This window comes from Gluconobacter sp. P1D12_c, from assembly GCF_018812105.1.
GTDB classification, from domain to species: Bacteria; Pseudomonadota; Alphaproteobacteria; order Acetobacterales; family Acetobacteraceae; genus Gluconobacter; species Gluconobacter oxydans_A.
On the sequence record NZ_JACSIQ010000002.1, the window covers coordinates 273,422 to 290,035 of the forward strand.

The 16,614-nt window shown below is 54.7% G+C and carries 13 protein-coding genes; 6 read left to right on the forward strand and 7 right to left on the reverse strand.

The features are described 5' to 3' along the window. Genes KP705_RS03130 through KP705_RS03140 form a run of 3 tightly spaced genes read left to right on the forward strand, consistent with a single transcriptional unit; the run spans nt 1 to nt 2,783 of the window. A complete protein-coding gene (locus tag KP705_RS03130; protein WP_086633853.1) occupies nt 1-828 on the forward strand; it encodes a carbohydrate ABC transporter permease in 828 nt (275 codons plus the stop codon). A 53-nt stretch (nt 829-881) separates the two neighbouring features. Then, nucleotides 882-1,985: an ABC transporter ATP-binding protein gene (locus tag KP705_RS03135; protein ID WP_215763994.1), complete on the forward strand. Its 1,104-nt coding sequence runs from the start codon at nt 882-884 to the stop codon at nt 1,983-1,985. Between the two features lie 24 nt (nt 1,986-2,009). After that, nucleotides 2,010-2,783, forward strand: a complete 774-nt coding sequence (locus KP705_RS03140) for an SDR family NAD(P)-dependent oxidoreductase (protein ID WP_046901882.1) — start codon at nt 2,010-2,012, stop codon at nt 2,781-2,783. Nucleotides 2,784-2,830: 47 nt separating this feature from the next. Here KP705_RS03140 and KP705_RS03145 read toward each other — a convergent pair whose 3' ends face one another. The 3 genes from KP705_RS03145 to KP705_RS03155 form a co-directional block, all read right to left on the reverse strand. Further along, on the reverse strand, nt 2,831-4,858 hold the full coding sequence (locus tag KP705_RS03145) for a phosphocholine-specific phospholipase C (RefSeq protein WP_215763995.1): 2,028 nt from the start codon (nt 4,856-4,858) through the stop codon (nt 2,831-2,833). A 12-nt stretch (nt 4,859-4,870) separates the two neighbouring features. Further along, nucleotides 4,871-7,240 (reverse strand): TonB-dependent receptor, encoded by a 2,370-nt coding sequence (locus tag KP705_RS03150; RefSeq protein ID WP_046901884.1) that lies wholly within the window; start codon nt 7,238-7,240, stop codon nt 4,871-4,873. A 191-nt stretch (nt 7,241-7,431) separates the two neighbouring features. Further along, on the reverse strand, nt 7,432-8,784 hold the full coding sequence (locus KP705_RS03155) for an inorganic phosphate transporter (RefSeq protein WP_215763996.1): 1,353 nt from the start codon (nt 8,782-8,784) through the stop codon (nt 7,432-7,434). A gap of 204 nt (nt 8,785-8,988) precedes the next feature. Here KP705_RS03155 and KP705_RS03160 point away from each other — a divergent pair, with 204 nt between their 5' ends. The 3 genes from KP705_RS03160 (at nt 8,989) to KP705_RS03170 (ending at nt 12,155) form a co-directional block, all read left to right on the forward strand. Beyond that, a complete protein-coding gene (locus KP705_RS03160) occupies nt 8,989-9,156 on the forward strand; it encodes a hypothetical protein (RefSeq protein ID WP_157091186.1) in 168 nt (55 codons plus the stop codon). A 12-nt stretch (nt 9,157-9,168) separates the two neighbouring features. Then, the gene (locus tag KP705_RS03165; RefSeq protein WP_046901885.1) at nt 9,169-10,821 is read left to right on the forward strand and encodes a phospholipase C; all 1,653 of its coding nucleotides are present in this window, start codon (nt 9,169-9,171) and stop codon (nt 10,819-10,821) included. A 161-nt stretch (nt 10,822-10,982) separates the two neighbouring features. After that, nucleotides 10,983-12,155 carry a cytochrome c peroxidase gene (locus KP705_RS03170; RefSeq protein WP_046902135.1) on the forward strand — a complete coding sequence of 391 codons (1,173 nt, stop codon included), beginning with the start codon at nt 10,983-10,985 and terminating at the stop codon, nt 12,153-12,155. 4 nt (nt 12,156-12,159) lie between these two features. Here the strand turns inward: KP705_RS03170 and KP705_RS03175 are convergent, their stop codons facing one another. The 4 genes from KP705_RS03175 to KP705_RS03190 all read right to left on the reverse strand — a co-directional run bounded on the left by KP705_RS03175 (nt 12,160) and on the right by KP705_RS03190 (nt 16,462). Further along, nucleotides 12,160-14,289, reverse strand: a complete 2,130-nt coding sequence (locus KP705_RS03175) for a M3 family metallopeptidase (protein WP_215763997.1) — start codon at nt 14,287-14,289, stop codon at nt 12,160-12,162. A gap of 74 nt (nt 14,290-14,363) precedes the next feature. Next, nucleotides 14,364-14,921 (reverse strand): thioredoxin, encoded by a 558-nt coding sequence (locus KP705_RS03180; protein WP_046901887.1) that lies wholly within the window; start codon nt 14,919-14,921, stop codon nt 14,364-14,366. Nucleotides 14,922-14,937: 16 nt separating this feature from the next. Then, entirely contained in the window at nt 14,938-15,360 is a 423-nt protein-coding gene (gene arfB / locus KP705_RS03185; RefSeq protein ID WP_046901888.1) for an alternative ribosome rescue aminoacyl-tRNA hydrolase ArfB, read from the reverse strand. 43 nt (nt 15,361-15,403) lie between these two features. Further along, on the reverse strand, nt 15,404-16,462 hold the full coding sequence (locus tag KP705_RS03190) for an AraC family transcriptional regulator (RefSeq protein WP_215763998.1): 1,059 nt from the start codon (nt 16,460-16,462) through the stop codon (nt 15,404-15,406). Nucleotides 16,463-16,614: the final 152 nt, after the last annotated feature.

The following is a 16,614-nucleotide window of genomic DNA, read 5'->3' on the forward strand; positions in this document are numbered from 1 at the left end:
ATGGCGATCAAGACAAAACGCAGCACAAAAATCGCCGTCACCTGTCTGGGCTGGGGTATTGCGCTATGGCTCTTCTTTCCCATTTTCTGGATGATTTTGACGGGCTTCAAGAGCGAAGTTCAGGCGGTCTCAACACCGCCAAAACTGATCTTCGCGCCGACCCTCAGCAGCTATGCGGAAGTGTTCGAGCGCGCGAGTTACTGGCACTTCACCTTCAACACCGTCATCATCTCGGTTGGCGCTACTGTGGGCGCGCTCCTGCTTGCCATTCCGGCGGCATACTCGATGGCCTTCATGCCCTCAAAGCGCACACGCGGGACGTTGCTGTGGATGCTGTCGACACGCATGCTGCCTCCTGTTGGCGTGCTCGTACCAATCTATCTTCTGGCTCGAAGCACTCACCTTCTGGACACCTGCACAGGACTGGCCATCGTCAATATGCTGACGAACCTGCCCATCATCGTCTGGATGCTGTTCACATTCTTCCGGGAAGTTCCTGCCCCAATTCTTGAGGCCGGTCGCATGGACGGGGCAACACGCTGGCAGGAAATGACAATGGTCCTGCTTCCCCTTGCCCTGCCAGGGATCGCCTCCACAGCTCTGTTGTCGCTGATCCTGTGTTGGAATGAGGCTTTCTGGTCTCTCAATCTTACCTCCTCCAATGCTGCTCCGCTCACAGCATTCATTGCTTCCTTCTCCTCACCGGAAGGACTGTTTTTCGGCAAGCTATCCGCCGCATCCACACTCGCAGTCGCTCCGATCCTTGTGCTGGGCTGGATCAGCCAGAAACAACTCGTACGTGGCCTCACCTTTGGAGCCGTCAAATGATGGCTATCCTCGCATTTTCCGTCCCCCAAACGCTCAGGAACGGGACCTGATTCATGGCAACTCTTGAACTCAAAAACCTCCGCAAAACCTATCTTACGGAAGAAATTATCAAAGGCATTTCGCTGTCGATCGAAGACCGTGAATTCGTGGTTTTTGTCGGCCCGTCCGGCTGCGGAAAATCCACGCTGCTTCGTATGATTGCAGGCCTTGAAGACATCACTTCCGGAGACCTTCTGATTGACGGTCAGCGCGTCAACGACGTGGAACCGGGAAAACGCGGCCTTGCCATGGTGTTCCAGTCCTACGCGCTTTACCCGCACATGGACGTCTACAAGAACATGGAATTTGGCCTCAAACTCGCAGGGGTACCGGAGAAAGAACGGAGCGAGAAGATCAAGCATGTTGCCGCCACGCTTCAGCTTGAACCCTACCTGCATCATAAGCCGGGTCAGCTCTCAGGCGGTCAGCGGCAGCGCGTTGCTATCGGCCGCGCCATCGTGCGTAACCCGAAGGTTTTCCTGTTTGACGAGCCTCTCTCAAACCTGGATGCAGCCCTGCGAGGCCAGATGCGAGTGGAGCTTTCAGCCCTTCATCGCAAGCTGAACGCGACCACCATCTATGTGACTCATGACCAGGTGGAAGCTATGACAATGGCCGACAAGATTGTGGTTCTCCAGAAAGGCGTTGTGGAACAGATTGGCTCACCGCTGGACCTTTATCACCACCCGCGCAACCTGTTTGTCGCCAAGTTCATCGGCTCCCCTCCCATGAACTTCTTCTCCGCTATTTTCCAGAATGGTGGGCAGGACGGATCGAGTGTTCAGCTCCGGGACGGTACTCTTCTTCATGTCCCGGTCTCTCCAGCGGATATTTTGCCCGGAACCAAGATTACGGTCGGCATTCGCCCAGAACACGTTGAGCTGGCTCCCGCGAGTGATGATAACGGGATTGTGGAAGTTATCGAGCGCCTCGGTGCCATCACGCTGGTTCATGTCCGCTGTGCCGACGGGCAGATCATCGTTGTTCAGACAGACGGTTTCACAACCCTCGAAGTCGACACGCCGGTCAGCCTGAAACTTCCTCCGCAGCATTGCCACCTTTTCGCCCCTGATGGTCTGGCGTTCGAGGCCTGCCGCCGTCATCCCCTTGCCGCCTGATTTTTCTTCCCAGGAATATACATCATGTACATGGAAAAACTTCGTCTTGACGGTCGCGTCGCAGTGGTTACGGGCGGTGCACAGAATATTGGCCTCGCCTGCGTCACGGCTCTGGCAGAAGCAGGCGCGCGCGTCATCATCGCAGATCTGGACGAAACACTTGCTGCACAATCTGCGGAAGATCTGCGCAAGCAGGACCTGAATGTGGATAGCATCCGGATGGATGTCACCAGCACGGAGAGCGTTCAGTCCGCAATCAAAACCCTTCACGAGAAAGAGGGGCATCTGGATATTCTGGTTGCCTGTGCCGGTATCTGTATTTCAGAGGTGAAAGCCGAAGATATGACGGATGGGCAGTGGCTTAAACAGGTTGACATCAACCTGAACGGCATGTTCCGGTGCTGCCAGGCTGTTGGCCGGATCATGATCGAGCAGAAAAAGGGCGCCATCGTTGCGATTGGCTCCATGTCCGGCCAGATCGTCAATCGCCCCCAGCAGCAGGCGGCCTACAACGCGTCAAAAGCGGGCGTACACCAGTATATTCGTTCGCTGGCCGCAGAATGGGCCCCTCACGGCATCCGTGCCAACGCTGTCGCCCCGACCTACATCGAGACAACCCTGACGCGTTTCGGCATGGAAAAGCCAGAGCTCTATGACGCCTGGATCGCCGGAACACCAATGGGCCGAGTTGGCCAGCCGGATGAAGTGGCATCCGTCGTTCAGTTCCTGGCTTCAGACGCCGCCAGCCTCATGACCGGTGCCATCGTTAACGTCGATGCCGGTTTCACTGTCTGGTAAGTATCAATTCTGCAATCGGGCCTCTCGGTGAAAGGCCCGATTGTTCCTCAGGAACGCCGAGCCATAAGAGGGTCTGTTTTCCCCGGCCGCCCCGTTTCGATCCGACCGGAAAAATGGACGTGTCCTCCAGTTTTCCCGCTTCGGCTGGTCACGGTCAGATCATACCAGAAGTCACTTCCGACCAACGGATAAAAGCGTGACGTCTCCTGCCCGGAAGGCAGTATGGTCGTCCATTCTCCTGCAGGGCCGTAAGCATCTTCAACGGTCAATTCTGCCGTCGCTGACTGAACGTTTTTGAGCACAAGCCTCACTCCATCGTGCTTTTCCAAAAGCTGGACCTGCAATCCGGAAAACCCTTTGCCCGCCCGATAAAACCCGGCTGGACCATGCAGGGTGAAATCATGCTCAATCTGTAGTGGGATATTTTGCGTGTGCCCTGCCCCAACAGTGTATTGGCGTGATGCTCCCTGGCCGGAAAGCCGGAACACTGCCCCACGCGTCCCGCTGTTGGCGATTATCAGATTTTGCAATTGCCCCGTGACCTGAACATCAGCTGATAACTTATATGGCAGTACACAGGTTGTTCGCTGCCCTTCCTCCTGTCGAGGTAATGTTTGATATTGTGGAACCAACGGAAGTGGAAGCATGCAGGACTTTCGCGTCTGAGGCATATAGTCGTCTGTATTGGGCAGGCTCGCTTGCCATGATGTGTCAGTCTCGGAAAAATCGAAAGCCGATGTCAGATCGCCACACACAGACCGGCGCCAAGGCGTAATGTTCGGAGCACGAACCCCAAACCTGGCTTCGAGGAACATCAGGACGGATGTGTGATCGAACAGCTCCGAATTGACACGTCCTCCCTTACTCCACGGTGAGATCAGAATTGCCGGAACCCGAGGACCTAGCCCCACAGCAACGCCGTGATAGGTCTCTCCACTGACTGAAACGGTGCTGCTGCCTTCATCCGGATGCCAGGCCGGAACAGGCGCTGGAACATGGTCAAAAAACCCGTCATTTTCATCATAATTCAAGATAAAAACGGTTTTGGACCAGACGTCCGGGTGTCGAACGAACACGTCCATCAGCCTTGAAATCAGGTGTTCGCCATATCCGGGCGGAGCATTGGGATGTTCGGAAAGAGCGGCGGACGGCACAATCCAGGACACCTGAGGAAGCGTCCCCGAAGCAATATCTTTCTCAAACGCCTCTACAAGGAACTGCCCTTCAGATGTCGCAGCATTTCCGGCGCTTGAGCCTTCAACAATCGCCCGACCTCGCTGATACTGCCATGACGCCTCTGACAGCCCACGAAATGCGCTAAATCCAGCGAGGGCATTGTCACCGAAATTATCGTATTCTTGATATACTTTCCACGAGACGCCCGCCTTCTGCAGCTCTTCTGCATAAGTCGTCCATTGGAAGGCCTGAAACTTCGGATTGTCATGCCGCATATCAGCCGATGTGTTGCCATCATCGACATTTTCAACGGCCTGTCTGCCGTCATGCCCGACACTCAGACCATTGGTACCTGAGAACAAAAACAGGCGGTTTGGGTTGGTAGGACCGAAAATCGAACAGTGATAGGCATCGCAGATCGTAAATGCGTCCGCCAGAGCATAGTAGTAAGGGATGTCACGGCGGGTGAAATGCCCCATCGTCATGGCGGTTTTGTGAGGGACCCAGCAGTCCCACTCATTCCAAGTTTTCTGACTGCCTTTCCAGCTATGATCGAGACTGGAAATACAGGCACTAGAGGTGTGAACTGTGTTCATGCGGAAGGGCATAACCGTAGCCCCATCCGCAGTTTTCTGTACGAAAACTGACGTTCCATCCGGTTGATGCGCCGCACGCGGGTCTCCATACCCCCGGACACCCTGCAAGCAACCGAAATAGTGATCGAAAGAGCGGTTTTCCTGCATCAGGATTACCACATGCTCGACATCCTGAATAGTGCCGGTTTTTCGGTTGGCCGGAACCGCAAGGGCCTGTCGCAGATTACCTGGCAGTGCCCCTGCAGCAGCAAAAGCTGCTCCCAGTTCAAGAAATCTGCGTCGGCTGGAAAGCGGTCCGGTCATGATGTCGTCCGATCAGTCGAAATGCTTGCGAATTGTAAAGAAGACCATACGCGGAGCACCAGCCTGTAGTGTCTGGAAGGTCCCCGACGGGTCGGAATTGACGAAGCCATTGCTTCCGACTGTTGCCACATAACGCTTGTTGAACAGATTGGTGACGTTGATCTGAGCATCCATGCCACGCAGGAACCAGTTCTGGCTCTGGAAACGATAGCCAACGTTCAGGTTGAAGATCGCATTGGCCGGCACAGAGGCATCATTGGTGTAGGTGTAGTAGCGCTTGTCCTGGAACTGCATCAGAACATTGCCCCAGATCGCGCCATCATCATATCCGAGTTCCACATTGGCGAGATTGGACGGCATCCCGACTGTGTGTTTGCCCTTGATGCGCGCAGAGACCACGCCGTCTGCGTAAACATTGTTGTCATACAGGGAGTTGTTGAACGCGTAGGATGCAAAGAGCGACCAGTTGCGGGCGAACTTCCAGTTTGCAGCAACGTCCACACCGCGCGCTGTTACACCGCCAACATTGCTCAGAACCGACGCATTGCCTTGAATGCCAACACCCTGCGTCACAGCCAGAAGGCGGTTCTGGAACTCGACATAGTAGCCGGTGACAGAAGCCTGGAATGTATGGTTATGGAAGCGATATCCCAACTCTTCAGTATTGGACATTTCCGGCTTTAGCTTCTTTTGAAGCACTTCGAAGCCCGCCGTCGTTGTAGAGAACGGGCCTGATGTCTGGGCGCTATCGAAAGCTGCCATGTTGCGAGCGAAATCAGCAAAGATTTCATTATGCTGGTTAATGCGGTAGTTCGCACCAATCTGCGGCAGAAAGCCATTCGAGGCACTAAGCGAACCCGACGGATAGGTCGTGCCGGTTGGCGTACCCATTAGGTTGCCGCTGAGTGCGCGAGCAGAGTTGTCCACGATCAGGGACTTGAACCCGTAAGTCAGCTTCAGCGAGGGCATGATCTGCCAAGTATCGCCCAGATGGACCTGATAGGTCTTAGTATTAAATGTGCTCTGCCACTGTGTGTAGAAGGAATTACCCTGATACCAGTGAATGGACGACGGAGATCCGCTATCCTGAAGAGGATAGAAGCGCCGTGCCTGCTCGAAATTGTTGTTTTCGAACCAGAAGCCCCAGTCGATCGTGTGGTTGGCAATCTTGTAGGTCAGGCCACCAATAAAGCCTGCCCGATGAATATCGTATTCGGTTGTACGGGTCGTGAGCGGTGATCCACCAAGAGCAGCAGGGGTGGCGAGATAAGGCGTGACCCATGCGCCCTCACCCGTATTGGTGTGGCCATATCCCGTCACGAAGCCTTTAAGGCGGCTCGTAATGTCAAAATCCAGACGGCCATATCCCATGGCATCTTCGCGCAGACCTGCTGCGTTGTAGTAGACCGTGTCCTGATCCTGAACGCTTGAGGGGAAAGCTGTGCCCGTCTGGTAAGCCGTAGCAATTTGCTTGGCGAGGGCATAATTCCCCGTAATATTGTCGAGATTATATCCATACTTGCTAATCTGAGCGAGCGAGAGATCCTGGTAATCGTTTTCCTTACGCTTGGACCAGTCTCCATAAACCGTAAGCTTTACATGTTCTCCAAACGGCTGAATGTACTTGGCATTCGCTTGGTCCTGCACCTGAACGCCATCGCCCTTCCACTTGTTGGCATCCTGATGGTTATAGGACACGTAGAAGCGGCCGCCGCCCTTCAGTTCTCCGCTGTTAATGCGGGCAAATGTGCGCCAGGTCGAAGCAGAGCCAATCGTTCCCGCAACATCGACGCCGAATTTCTTTGTGGGATCGACAGACGTGAACTGAAGAGCCCCCCCCAGATCGTTGGAGGCTGCCACACCAAGAGCACCAGCGCCCTGTGTCAGGGTTGATGGCCCGTTATTTTCAGTTTCAAGGGCCCGCCCGATCGAAAGGCCGTTATCATTACCGTAAGCAAGATTACCGAGCGGAATGCCGTCCATTGTGAAGCCAAGACGGCTCTGGTCAAAACCTCGGATGACAATCTGCTGGGACCATTCGTAAGATCCCAAGGGATCAGACGACGTGAACATGACACCGGGAAGTTTGGAGAGTGTCTTGAACGGGCTGGTTCCCGGCGTCATCTCCTGAATGGCACGGCGCGACACGGTCTGTGTTTCGCGAGCGGCACCTGCCCCGAGGACGACAACGGATTCCGCAGTTGTTGCTTCAACAGGCTGCGCAACCGTCTTTTTTGCTGATACTTTCTTAACCTGCACACCCGACGGAGCGGCCTTGCGGGCAGATTGTGACGGGCTCAGATCATCTGCAAAGGCAGACTGTACACCGGAGAAGACGAAAACGCCGCTCAGGCAAGTCGTCAGTGCAAGCATCAGCTTCATCAATGTATTCCTGCAAAGGGCACGGCACTGCCCGTGAATTCGCGGGAACGTTATGCAGACGGTTCATTTGTGTCTTGTGATCGTTTCAAGACATTGCCACAGCACTTTAACAATTTGCAGTTCACCTATAAAAAAAGGACCTGCCTCACGGCAGATCCTTCCTGAATACTGTCTTATTATGAAATTGACGATCAGGCGAGAATATAGAAAAGGATCGCCGAGACAGTGATCGTTACAGGCAGTGTAAACAGCCAAGCCAGAGCAATCTTGGTCAACATGTGCATGTTGATCCCGGAGCCTGAGGCAACCATGGTTCCAGCCACGCCAGATGTAATGATGTGCGTAGTGGAGACCGGAAGGCCCGTGTAGCCAGCCGTCATGATCAGACCTGCGCCAACAACTTCGGAAGCAGCACCCTGTGCAGGCGTAAGATGTGCCTTGCCAATGCCCTCACCCAGTGTCTGAACAATCCGGCGATAACCGATCATTGTTCCCACGCCCAGGCAAAGTGCACTCAGCAGTCGAACCCAGAAAGGCGCATATTCCACTGTCGGGCGTAGCTTCTTGGCGAGAGAACCGGCTTCTTTCTTCTGCGCGTCGGATGCAGCAGGATTGGACGCCACGGAACGCAGGCCAGACAGAACCTGATAGATGTCACCGCGTGTTTCAGCCGGGCTAGCGTGGATCTCTGCGCCCTTTTCCAATCGATCAATGGACGCAAGGGCATCAGATTTGAACGAATAACGATCAAACTCAGCAACCAGCGGGCGAGCAGCCTGCACGTCCTGACGAATAATATCGTACTGCACCGGCACCTGAGGGTTCAGGGCAAACGTCGCTGGCATCAGACCGATGATCGTCAACATGATCAGGCCAATGCTCTTCTGCCCATCGTTGTTACCGTGCGAAAAGCTGACCAGCGTGCAGGTGGTGACCAGCAGAGCACGAACAACCGGGTTCGGCTTATGATGCGGCTCCGGGCGCTGATAAAGGGCCGGGAGATGCACGAATTTCCGGATAATCAGGAACAGAATACCTGCGCCAATAAAGCCGAGCGGCGGAGACACGGCCAGCATCGTCAGGACCTTCCAGATCTGGTTCCAGTCCACGCTGTGCCCCAGGTCGCGGGCATGCAGGAAGGAATCACCAATGGCGATGCCGACCAGAGAGCCAATCACACAGTGAGAGGAAGAGTTCGGAATACCGAACCACCATGTGAGAAGGTTCCAGGCGAGAGCTGTGCCAAACAGGGCGACCAGCATTGGAACTGCCGGATTTCCATTCGGCGGAGACAAAACATCCGGCGGCAGCAACTCTACGAGCGTGTAAGCAACGGCGATACCGCCGAGCAACACACCCAGAAGGTTCATCAGGCCGGACCAGACAACCGCAACCTTCGGTTTGAGGGAATTCGTGTAAATGACTGTCGCAACAGCATTTGCGGTATCATGGAAGCCATTGGCAAATTCAAATACGCAGACCAGCAGGAAGCAGATCCCAAGCGCAATGATTGACCATGTTGACTCTGGGGCGAAGTGCAGCATTCCGGATGCCATCTCCAAATAAAGGTATGTCTAATCTGGTAGCTGTTTCGGTAATTTTACTAAAGATCCCGGGAACTTCTTTCATGAAAGTTTCATCACACCCTGAAACTGGTTTTTATTTAACCGAACCATAATATTTCCCCGTCCATTCATCCGTTATGGTGCCATTGGCTCTGTCGCCTGCTTCACCCAGAAGGCTTTCCAATGAACCAGCCCACGAAAAAGCAGCCTCACGAACTCTGGCGGGAAACACTCATGACCGCCTGGAACGATCGGATCGGACAGGACAAAAGTTCTGGCCTCCACCTCCTGTTTGCCAGTACAGAACAGGCTGACAAACGCCGTACTTCCCAGTCTCACCAGAGAAGCTAGATTTCTGCCTGCATGACTTTACGTTCAGCTCTCCTCCTCACGACGTTCATTCCGTTCCTGCTTGCTCCGGCTCAAGCCGCGGAGACGCCGGCTCCGGAGCCTGCAACGCCAATTCACCATCTTGTTGTGATCTATCAGGAAAACGTCTCCTTTGATCATTACTTCGGAACATATCCGTCCGCAGCGAACCCTGCCGGAGAGCCCACTTTTCATGCGGCGGCAGAAACCCCAAAGGCCAATACGCTCATCGCGGCTGACCTTTTGTTGAAAAACCCCAATACGCGCGCTGAAAACGGCCGGGATGCAGCTCTGCCCTTCCGTCTGGACAGAACACAAGCCAGCACCGCCGATCAGAACCACGCCTATACTGCGGAGCAACAGGCTTATCACCATGGCCTGGCAGACCTGTTCCCTCTTCACACCGGTCGCGGCGCACCGGGTGGCGTCGGAGCATTTTCAACACGCGGCCAGGTGATGGGCTATTTTGACGGTAACACCGTTACAGCCCTATGGAATTACGCTCAGAATTTCGCCATGAGCGACGCCGCCTATACGGACACATACGGGCCTTCCACTCCGGGTGCTCTGGAAGTGGTTTCTGGACAAACCAACGGCATGAAGATCGTCAAAAGCTCTCAAGGACGGTCTACTCTGACAGTCCAGTCTCCGTTCATTCCGGACGGACAAGGGGGCTGGACGATGGTCAACGATATTGACCCTGCTGGGGATGTCTGTTCCGTCCCGACCGAACAGGTCATGATGACGAGCAAAAACATCGGTGACCTGTTGAACGACAAGCACCTGACCTGGGGCGGCTTCATGGGCGGCTTCGATCTGACTACTCGTAATCCTGACGGCACGACAGGCTGCAACCGCCAGACCTACTCCTCTGTCGTGGCCCAAAATGTGGTTGACTATATCCCTCACCACAACTGGTTTCAGTATTACGCCAGCACATCAAATCCAACGCATGCGAGACCATCCTCTCTCGCCGTTATTGGCCGTACTTTTCAGCAGGACGGTATCCACCGGGACCCGGCCAACCATCAGTATGACCTGAAAGACTTCTACAAAACTGTCGCTGCAGGAAACCTGCCTGCTGTTTCATTCCTGAAAATGCCAGCCTTTCAGGATGGCCATGCTGGTTACTCGGACCCACTGGACGAGCAGCATGGCGTGGTAGAGGCCATCAATCTTATTCAGCACAGCCCGCAATGGCACGATACAGCCATCATCATTGCCTATGATGATTCCGATGGCTGGTACGATCATGCCTATGTCACGCCGTCGCATGGCTCCTACGATAATCCGGCAGATCAGCTCAACGGTCCTGGCCGCTGCGGTACAGCCCCTGCGCCGAACGGAGTTTTGGGTCAGCCCGTAAACGGCCGTTGTGGCCCAGGAACGAGAACACCGCTGATCGTTCTATCTCCATGGGCCAAGCCTAACTACATCAGCCATGTCCAGATTACCCAGAGTTCCATCACGCGCTTTATCGAAGATAACTGGCTTCAAAGTCAGCGCCTTGGACAGGGATCATTTGACGCAGATGCTACTGATCTGTCTGATCTGTTTGACTTCAAGCAAACCCCGCATCTCACGCCTGTTTTCCTGAATCCTGAGACAGGCGAACCTGTTAAGCAGGCTCCTGCTACACCGCTTTGACCGTCTCGCTCCGTTCTTTCACAGTTGTATTGGCTGGTGGCGTGATGTCCGCCATGCTGCTCAGTCAAGCCGTCGCTTCGGATCAGTGTTTGCCAACCCGAGACGGAAGCAATCCATGTCCGGTCGAATTACATCGGCCGGCTCATGCATCTCTTTCCGAGATGGCGAAGATCGGGCGTGAAATCTTTCACGACCCCCTCTTCTCGGGCTCAGGACGTCTGTCCTGTGCATCCTGTCACAGCCCAAAACATCATTACGGGCCTTCCGGTGCTGCTTCCGTGTTTCTGGGAGGCCCAACACTGGCAAGCCATGGCCGCAGAGCCATTCCGTCCCTGACATATCTGGAGCACGTGCCAAATTTCAGCATTGGTCCGGATAATCCAGAAAGTGAGACGGCACCCGTTCTGGCTTCGGCAGCACCCGATGCTACCCGCTCACCGAAGAATGCAGCCGCGTCCCCAACGATCAGTATGGTGCCTCAAGGAGGAATGTTCTGGGACGGTCGGGCCGATACGCTCCAGCAGCAGGCTTCCGGTCCCCTTTATGATCCGGCTGAAATGGCCTCTACCCCGGAGATTGCGCTTCATCGGCTTGAAAATGCCAAGTACATCCAACGGCTGAAGGCTCTAGGCGGTCCTGCGACTGACGCATCCCCTGACCTGCTGCTGTCTGAAGCCTTGTTTGCTCTAGCGCGCTACCAGATCGAAGATCCGTCTTTTCATGCCTATGACAGCAAGTTCGATGCCTGGCTTGAAGGGAAAGCTCGTTTCACACCGGAAGAGAGTGCCGGATATCGGCTCTTCAACGATCCGACAAAAGGCAACTGCGCAGCCTGTCACCTGGATCGTCCGCTTCCCGGTAACCTCCCACCACTTCTCACGGATCGCCAATACGAAGCACTGGGCGCCCCGCGCAATCAGGCTTTGATGGGGCCTTACGACACGGAGCATTTCGATCTGGGATTGTGTGAAGTCATGCCGGGGGGCGTCGAGACGTCATCGGCCTATTGCGGTATGTTCGCCACGCCAACTCTCCGCAATGTGGCAGAACGCAAGGTCTTTTTCCACAATGGCGTGTTTCATGACCTTCATCAGGTTCTGGATTTCTACGTCCTGCGAGACATCCACCCAGAACGCTTCTACAGTCGTGACACACACGGTCATCTTCAGGTTCCGGATGATATTCCGCCCCAGTATCGCTCTAACCTGGATCGCACGGACGCACCGATGGATCGAAAATTAAATGACCTACCTGCCCTGACGCCTCAGGAGCGCAGTCAAATCATCCAGTTTCTAAAGACGCTTACGGACGGATGGTCTCCCACCCGTCCGTAACATCTTACTTCTGGCTATCAGCCGTCAGGCCACGGTGCGCCAGCATCGGCTCAATGTCCGGGTCTTTTCCGTAAAATGCACTGAACATCGGGCCATAATCCATCGTGTGCCCCTTGGACAGGATCATGTCGCGGAAACGCTGACCATTCTCACGCGTCAAGCCACCATGCTGCGTGAACCAGGCAAAGGCATCCTGATCCAGCATTTCGGTCCACAGATACGCATAGTATCCGGCCGAATAGCCATTGGACCAGATATGCAGGAAGTAGCTGGAACGGTAGCGCGGTGGCACGTTGGCCACGTCCAGCCCCATGCTGTTCAGGGCGTCAGCTTCAAACTTGTCCACATCCTGACGTGGTGCTGACGCCGGGAGGGCATGCCATTTCATGTCCAGCTCTGCTGCAGCGACGATCTCACCCAAGGCGTAGCCCTGATTGAAACGGGCAGCCTTCTTGATCTTGGCGACCAGTTCCTGCGGCATCGGAGCGCCAGTCTTGTAGTGCCGAGCGTAATGGGAGAGCACCTTCGGATCGAGCGCCCAGTTCTCGTTAAACTGAGACGGGAACTCAACAAAATCCCGTGCGACACTGGTCCCTGAAATCGAAGGATATGTCTGGCTGGCGAACAGTCCATGCAAGGCATGTCCAAACTCATGGAACATGGTCGTCACGTCATCAGACGTGATGAGCTGCGGCTGACCTGGTGCGGCCTTTGTAAAATTGGCTACGTTGTAGATGACCGGCTTCGTGCCCAGCAGGGTGGACTGACCAACGAAGTTGGACATCCATGCGCCGCCGGATTTGGTATCACGCTTGAAGTAATCAAAATACATCAGGCCAAGCTGTGAACCATCCTTATCAAAAACCTCAAACACCATGACATCAGGGTTATAAACCGGGATGTCAGTGCGCTGTTTGAAGGTCACTCCGTAAAGCTGGTTGGCGGCAAAGAAAACACCGTCTGTCAGAACGGTCTTCAGTTCGAAATATGGCTTCACTTCATCCTGGTTGAGCGCATACTTCTCATGACGCACCTGCTCTGCATAACGGCTCCAGTCCCAGGGCTTCAGTGTGAAGTTCTCACCATCCCGATGGATGGCATCCTGCAACACACCAGCTTCCCGCTTCTGTTCAGCTGCAACCGCAGGAACAAGCTGCTTCATGAAATTTTCGGCAGCTTCTGGCGTCTTGGCCATCTGATCATACAGCGTGTAGGCCGCAAAGCTCGGGTAACCGAACAGGGCTGCCTTCTGCGCCCGAAGCTGGGCGAGTTCTGCGATTGTGGACCGCGTATCGTTCTTGTCGCCCTTCTCCGCACGGTTCCAGCTCTGATCGAACAAGGCCTGACGCGTTTCACGCTTGCTCAGGTTTTCCAGCGCTGGCTGCTGCGTTGTGTTCTGGAGCGGCAGAACCCACTTACCGGAAAGCTTGCGGCTTTCAGCATCTTTCTGCGCGGAGGCGAGCGTCCCGTCATCCAGGCCTGCAAGCGCCTCCTTGCTTTCGACGACCAAAGCACCATTTTTCGCAGCCGCTATCAGCTTCTGCTGATAGGCAGACTCAAGATTGGCAAGCTTGGTGTTGATGGCCCTCAGCTTGACCTTGTCCGCTTTGGAAAGCTGGGCGCCCGCATGAACGAACTGCTGATAATAAACATCCAGAAGCTGCGCCTGCTCTGCATTCAGATTGAGGCTTGCGCGAGCATCGTAGATTGCCTTTACGCGCGCAAACAGGCGCTCATTCAGATAGACTTCATCTTCATGCTGAGACAGACGCGGCGCTTCACGGCTTTCAACCTTGTCCAGTTCGGCATCACTATTGGCTTGATAAACACCAAAGAACGTCTCCTGCACACGATCCAGCAGGCGACCAGACTTCTCCATAGCGACAATCGTATTCTCGAATGTCGGAGCGGCCTTGTTGTTGGCAATCGCTGTGATCTCGCGCAGATGATCTGCCATACCGCGCTCAAAAGCGGGCGCATAATCACTGTCCTTGATCAGGTCAAAGCGGGGAGCCTGATAGGGGAGCGTGCTGGCGCTGAAGAACGGATTTTCTGCGGCAGCATGTGCTTCAGTGCCAATAAGCGCGGCAAACGAGAGTGCGAAAGCCGCTCGGGTCCAGAGGTTGGAAGTCATTGAAAAGTCCTGACTGCTAAACGTTATGGCGACTGTATTGAAGAAGCCGCATAACGTCCAATCTCTCTGTCTCGTCAGTCCTTTACGGGAAACAGCTTGGCTCCCCACTCCTCCACACTGTCGCCACTACTGAAGGCTGGATCAATCAGACCATCCACCATGAAGGTTGGCGAGACATGAATGCCATTCTGGCGACCGTAACGAGCATGCCATTTGACTGCTGCCGTCAACTCGGGACGAACAAAGGCCTCAGCAAGTGGGACACCGCTATAAACCTCAATACGCTGTAGAATGTCTGCCGGTGTAGCGTCCATATTCGGTCCACGGCAGTGATCGGTAAATTCGAACTCTTCCCGATGATCTGCAACAGCCGTCATGACGGCTAACGCAGCGTCCCGGCCCTCGTCCAGCGAAGATGCAGCCAGAATGGCCCGTACAATGACGCCGGAGAACATATGCCACGGTTGGGACTGGAGCCGCACGCGAACCGTCAGGCGGTCTTGCCCCGCAAGTTGAAGGAGATCTGGTATTTTGCGTAGGGTCTTGACGGAAAATGGGCAGGTCGGTTCCAGAAAGACTTCAAGAACCTTGGGTCCTGCGCCCCATTCCAGGGCAGAAAGCTGGAACGTCATGTATCTGTTCTCCCTCTCAATCATCAAGCCGGATGCGACGATTGCGTTTGATCCCGGCCCTGTGGGCTTTTCCATCCAGTCGGCGCTGCCGGGCTCCTTTTCCGGGGCGTGTCGGCACCCGGTAGGCCTGTCGATGCGCAGCTTCACGGATCATTTCTGCCAAACGCTCGATAACATCTTCCCGATTGCGTAACTGCGTTCGAAAACGCCGCCCGGTCAGAACGATTTCCCCATCCCGGGTCGCACGACTTCCCGCAATTTCCAAAAGGCGGGTTCGTACCCGCTCTGAAAGAACAGCAGAGCCGGAGACATCGAAACGCAGTTGCGCAGCTGTCGCAACCTTATTGACGTTCTGACCACCTGGGCCAGACGCCAGAATATAGGTAACTCTCAGGTCCTCTTCCCGCAGGAACAGGCCGGGCATGACTTCAACACTCATTCCTCTTCCATACCACACGGACGGATGAACGTGCGACCATCAGTTAGCTCGTTGAGACGCTGTTCTGCTGTCTCCAGACCCGCGGAGAGACCCCGAACCATCGTCTGAACGCGCGGCTGAAAGCACTGGTTTCAGTATATCCAAGGAGAGACGCAATCTCGCTGACATCTTTGTTCGGTTCTGCCAGATACCGCAACGCATCGATCTGGCGTGTCTCATCCAGGAGACCGGAATAAGAAAGGCCAAGTTGGGCTAGTCTGCGTTGAAGGGTCCAGGGCGAAAGGGACAGTTTTTCCGCCACGTCAGAGAATTCAGAGCCGCCCTGCCGCATCGACTTTCGGACCTGAACCATAACCTGCTCTTTGAGACTTTGCCCTGAATCAGGCACCGTGTGCCCCGCCCCTCGCGCCAACGCCACAAGTGAAGATTTCATCACCTGCAGCAGGGCAGCATCAGCGTCTGGCATGGGCTTTTTCAGCCCCTCTTTCCGGAACACCAAAGCATTCATCCCGGCAGAAAAGCGTATATCGGCCTGAAACGCTTCTCGATGTTCAGAAGCCTGTTCCGGTTGCTCGTGAGCAAAAAGAACGTCCTGCGGGCACCAGTCCGCACCAAGACCAGCCCTTAAGATATTGGCAAACATGCCCATCGTCAGCTCGGCATCATGACGTTTGTCCTGAATGGCCGTGTCCGCGATCATATATTCAAGCCGGACATGATCATCCGCTTCAACAAACCGTGTGATGGTCTGGGCCTGATGGTACCCGAAATAAGTCGCCAGATTCTGCGCCGCCTGCTCCACTGTTTCTGAACAAAGCGCGATGTAACCAATCAGCCCGAGTTGCCTCGGTCTGAACTGTTGCCCGAAATGCAGACCGATGTTTCCGTCATGCGTATCTGTTTCGGCTTCGGAAAACAGACGGCAGTACGCGCCCAGATTCAATGCATCTGTTGGCATGGCGAATTGATGCGTTGAAAGACCCGACCGCCCAGCGATCCGGTCCATGTCTCCGCCTTGCTCCGTAAGGAATTTTTCCACACCAGCAGCGGCGGCCGCCAGGACATAGACGTCTGATCCGGAAGACTTGGGAAAGGATGACATGGTGTCTTCCTGTTGCTGCTCACTTGACACGAGTGTTGGGCGTATTGTCGTCAAATGTCAAAACGTTGTTGTTTCGGGTCAAGTCAAACTCGGTCCGAAAGAGATATAATTGCGATAACGGACAAAACCTTGATTCTCCCAAATGCGACTTT

Bases quoted from the DNA above. Each gene is read 5' to 3' on its own strand.
- KP705_RS03130 (WP_086633853.1), top strand. From the start codon at position 1: ATGGCGATCAAGACAAAACGCAGCACAAAAATCGCCGTCACCTGTCTG.
- KP705_RS03135 (WP_215763994.1), top strand. From the start codon at position 882: ATGGCAACTCTTGAACTCAAAAACCTCCGCAAAACCTATCTTACGGAA.
- KP705_RS03140 (WP_046901882.1), top strand. From the start codon at position 2,010: ATGTACATGGAAAAACTTCGTCTTGACGGTCGCGTCGCAGTGGTTACG.
- KP705_RS03145 (WP_215763995.1), bottom strand. From the start codon at position 4,858: ATGACCGGACCGCTTTCCAGCCGACGCAGATTTCTTGAACTGGGAGCA.
- KP705_RS03150 (WP_046901884.1), bottom strand. From the start codon at position 7,240: ATGAAGCTGATGCTTGCACTGACGACTTGCCTGAGCGGCGTTTTCGTC.
- KP705_RS03155 (WP_215763996.1), bottom strand. From the start codon at position 8,784: ATGCTGCACTTCGCCCCAGAGTCAACATGGTCAATCATTGCGCTTGGG.
- KP705_RS03160 (WP_157091186.1), top strand. From the start codon at position 8,989: ATGAACCAGCCCACGAAAAAGCAGCCTCACGAACTCTGGCGGGAAACA.
- KP705_RS03165 (WP_046901885.1), top strand. From the start codon at position 9,169: ATGACTTTACGTTCAGCTCTCCTCCTCACGACGTTCATTCCGTTCCTG.
- KP705_RS03170 (WP_046902135.1), top strand. From the start codon at position 10,983: ATGGCGAAGATCGGGCGTGAAATCTTTCACGACCCCCTCTTCTCGGGC.
- KP705_RS03175 (WP_215763997.1), bottom strand. From the start codon at position 14,289: ATGACTTCCAACCTCTGGACCCGAGCGGCTTTCGCACTCTCGTTTGCC.
- KP705_RS03180 (WP_046901887.1), bottom strand. From the start codon at position 14,921: ATGACGTTCCAGCTTTCTGCCCTGGAATGGGGCGCAGGACCCAAGGTT.
- arfB (WP_046901888.1), bottom strand. From the start codon at position 15,360: ATGAGTGTTGAAGTCATGCCCGGCCTGTTCCTGCGGGAAGAGGACCTG.
- KP705_RS03190 (WP_215763998.1), bottom strand. From the start codon at position 16,462: ATGTCATCCTTTCCCAAGTCTTCCGGATCAGACGTCTATGTCCTGGCG.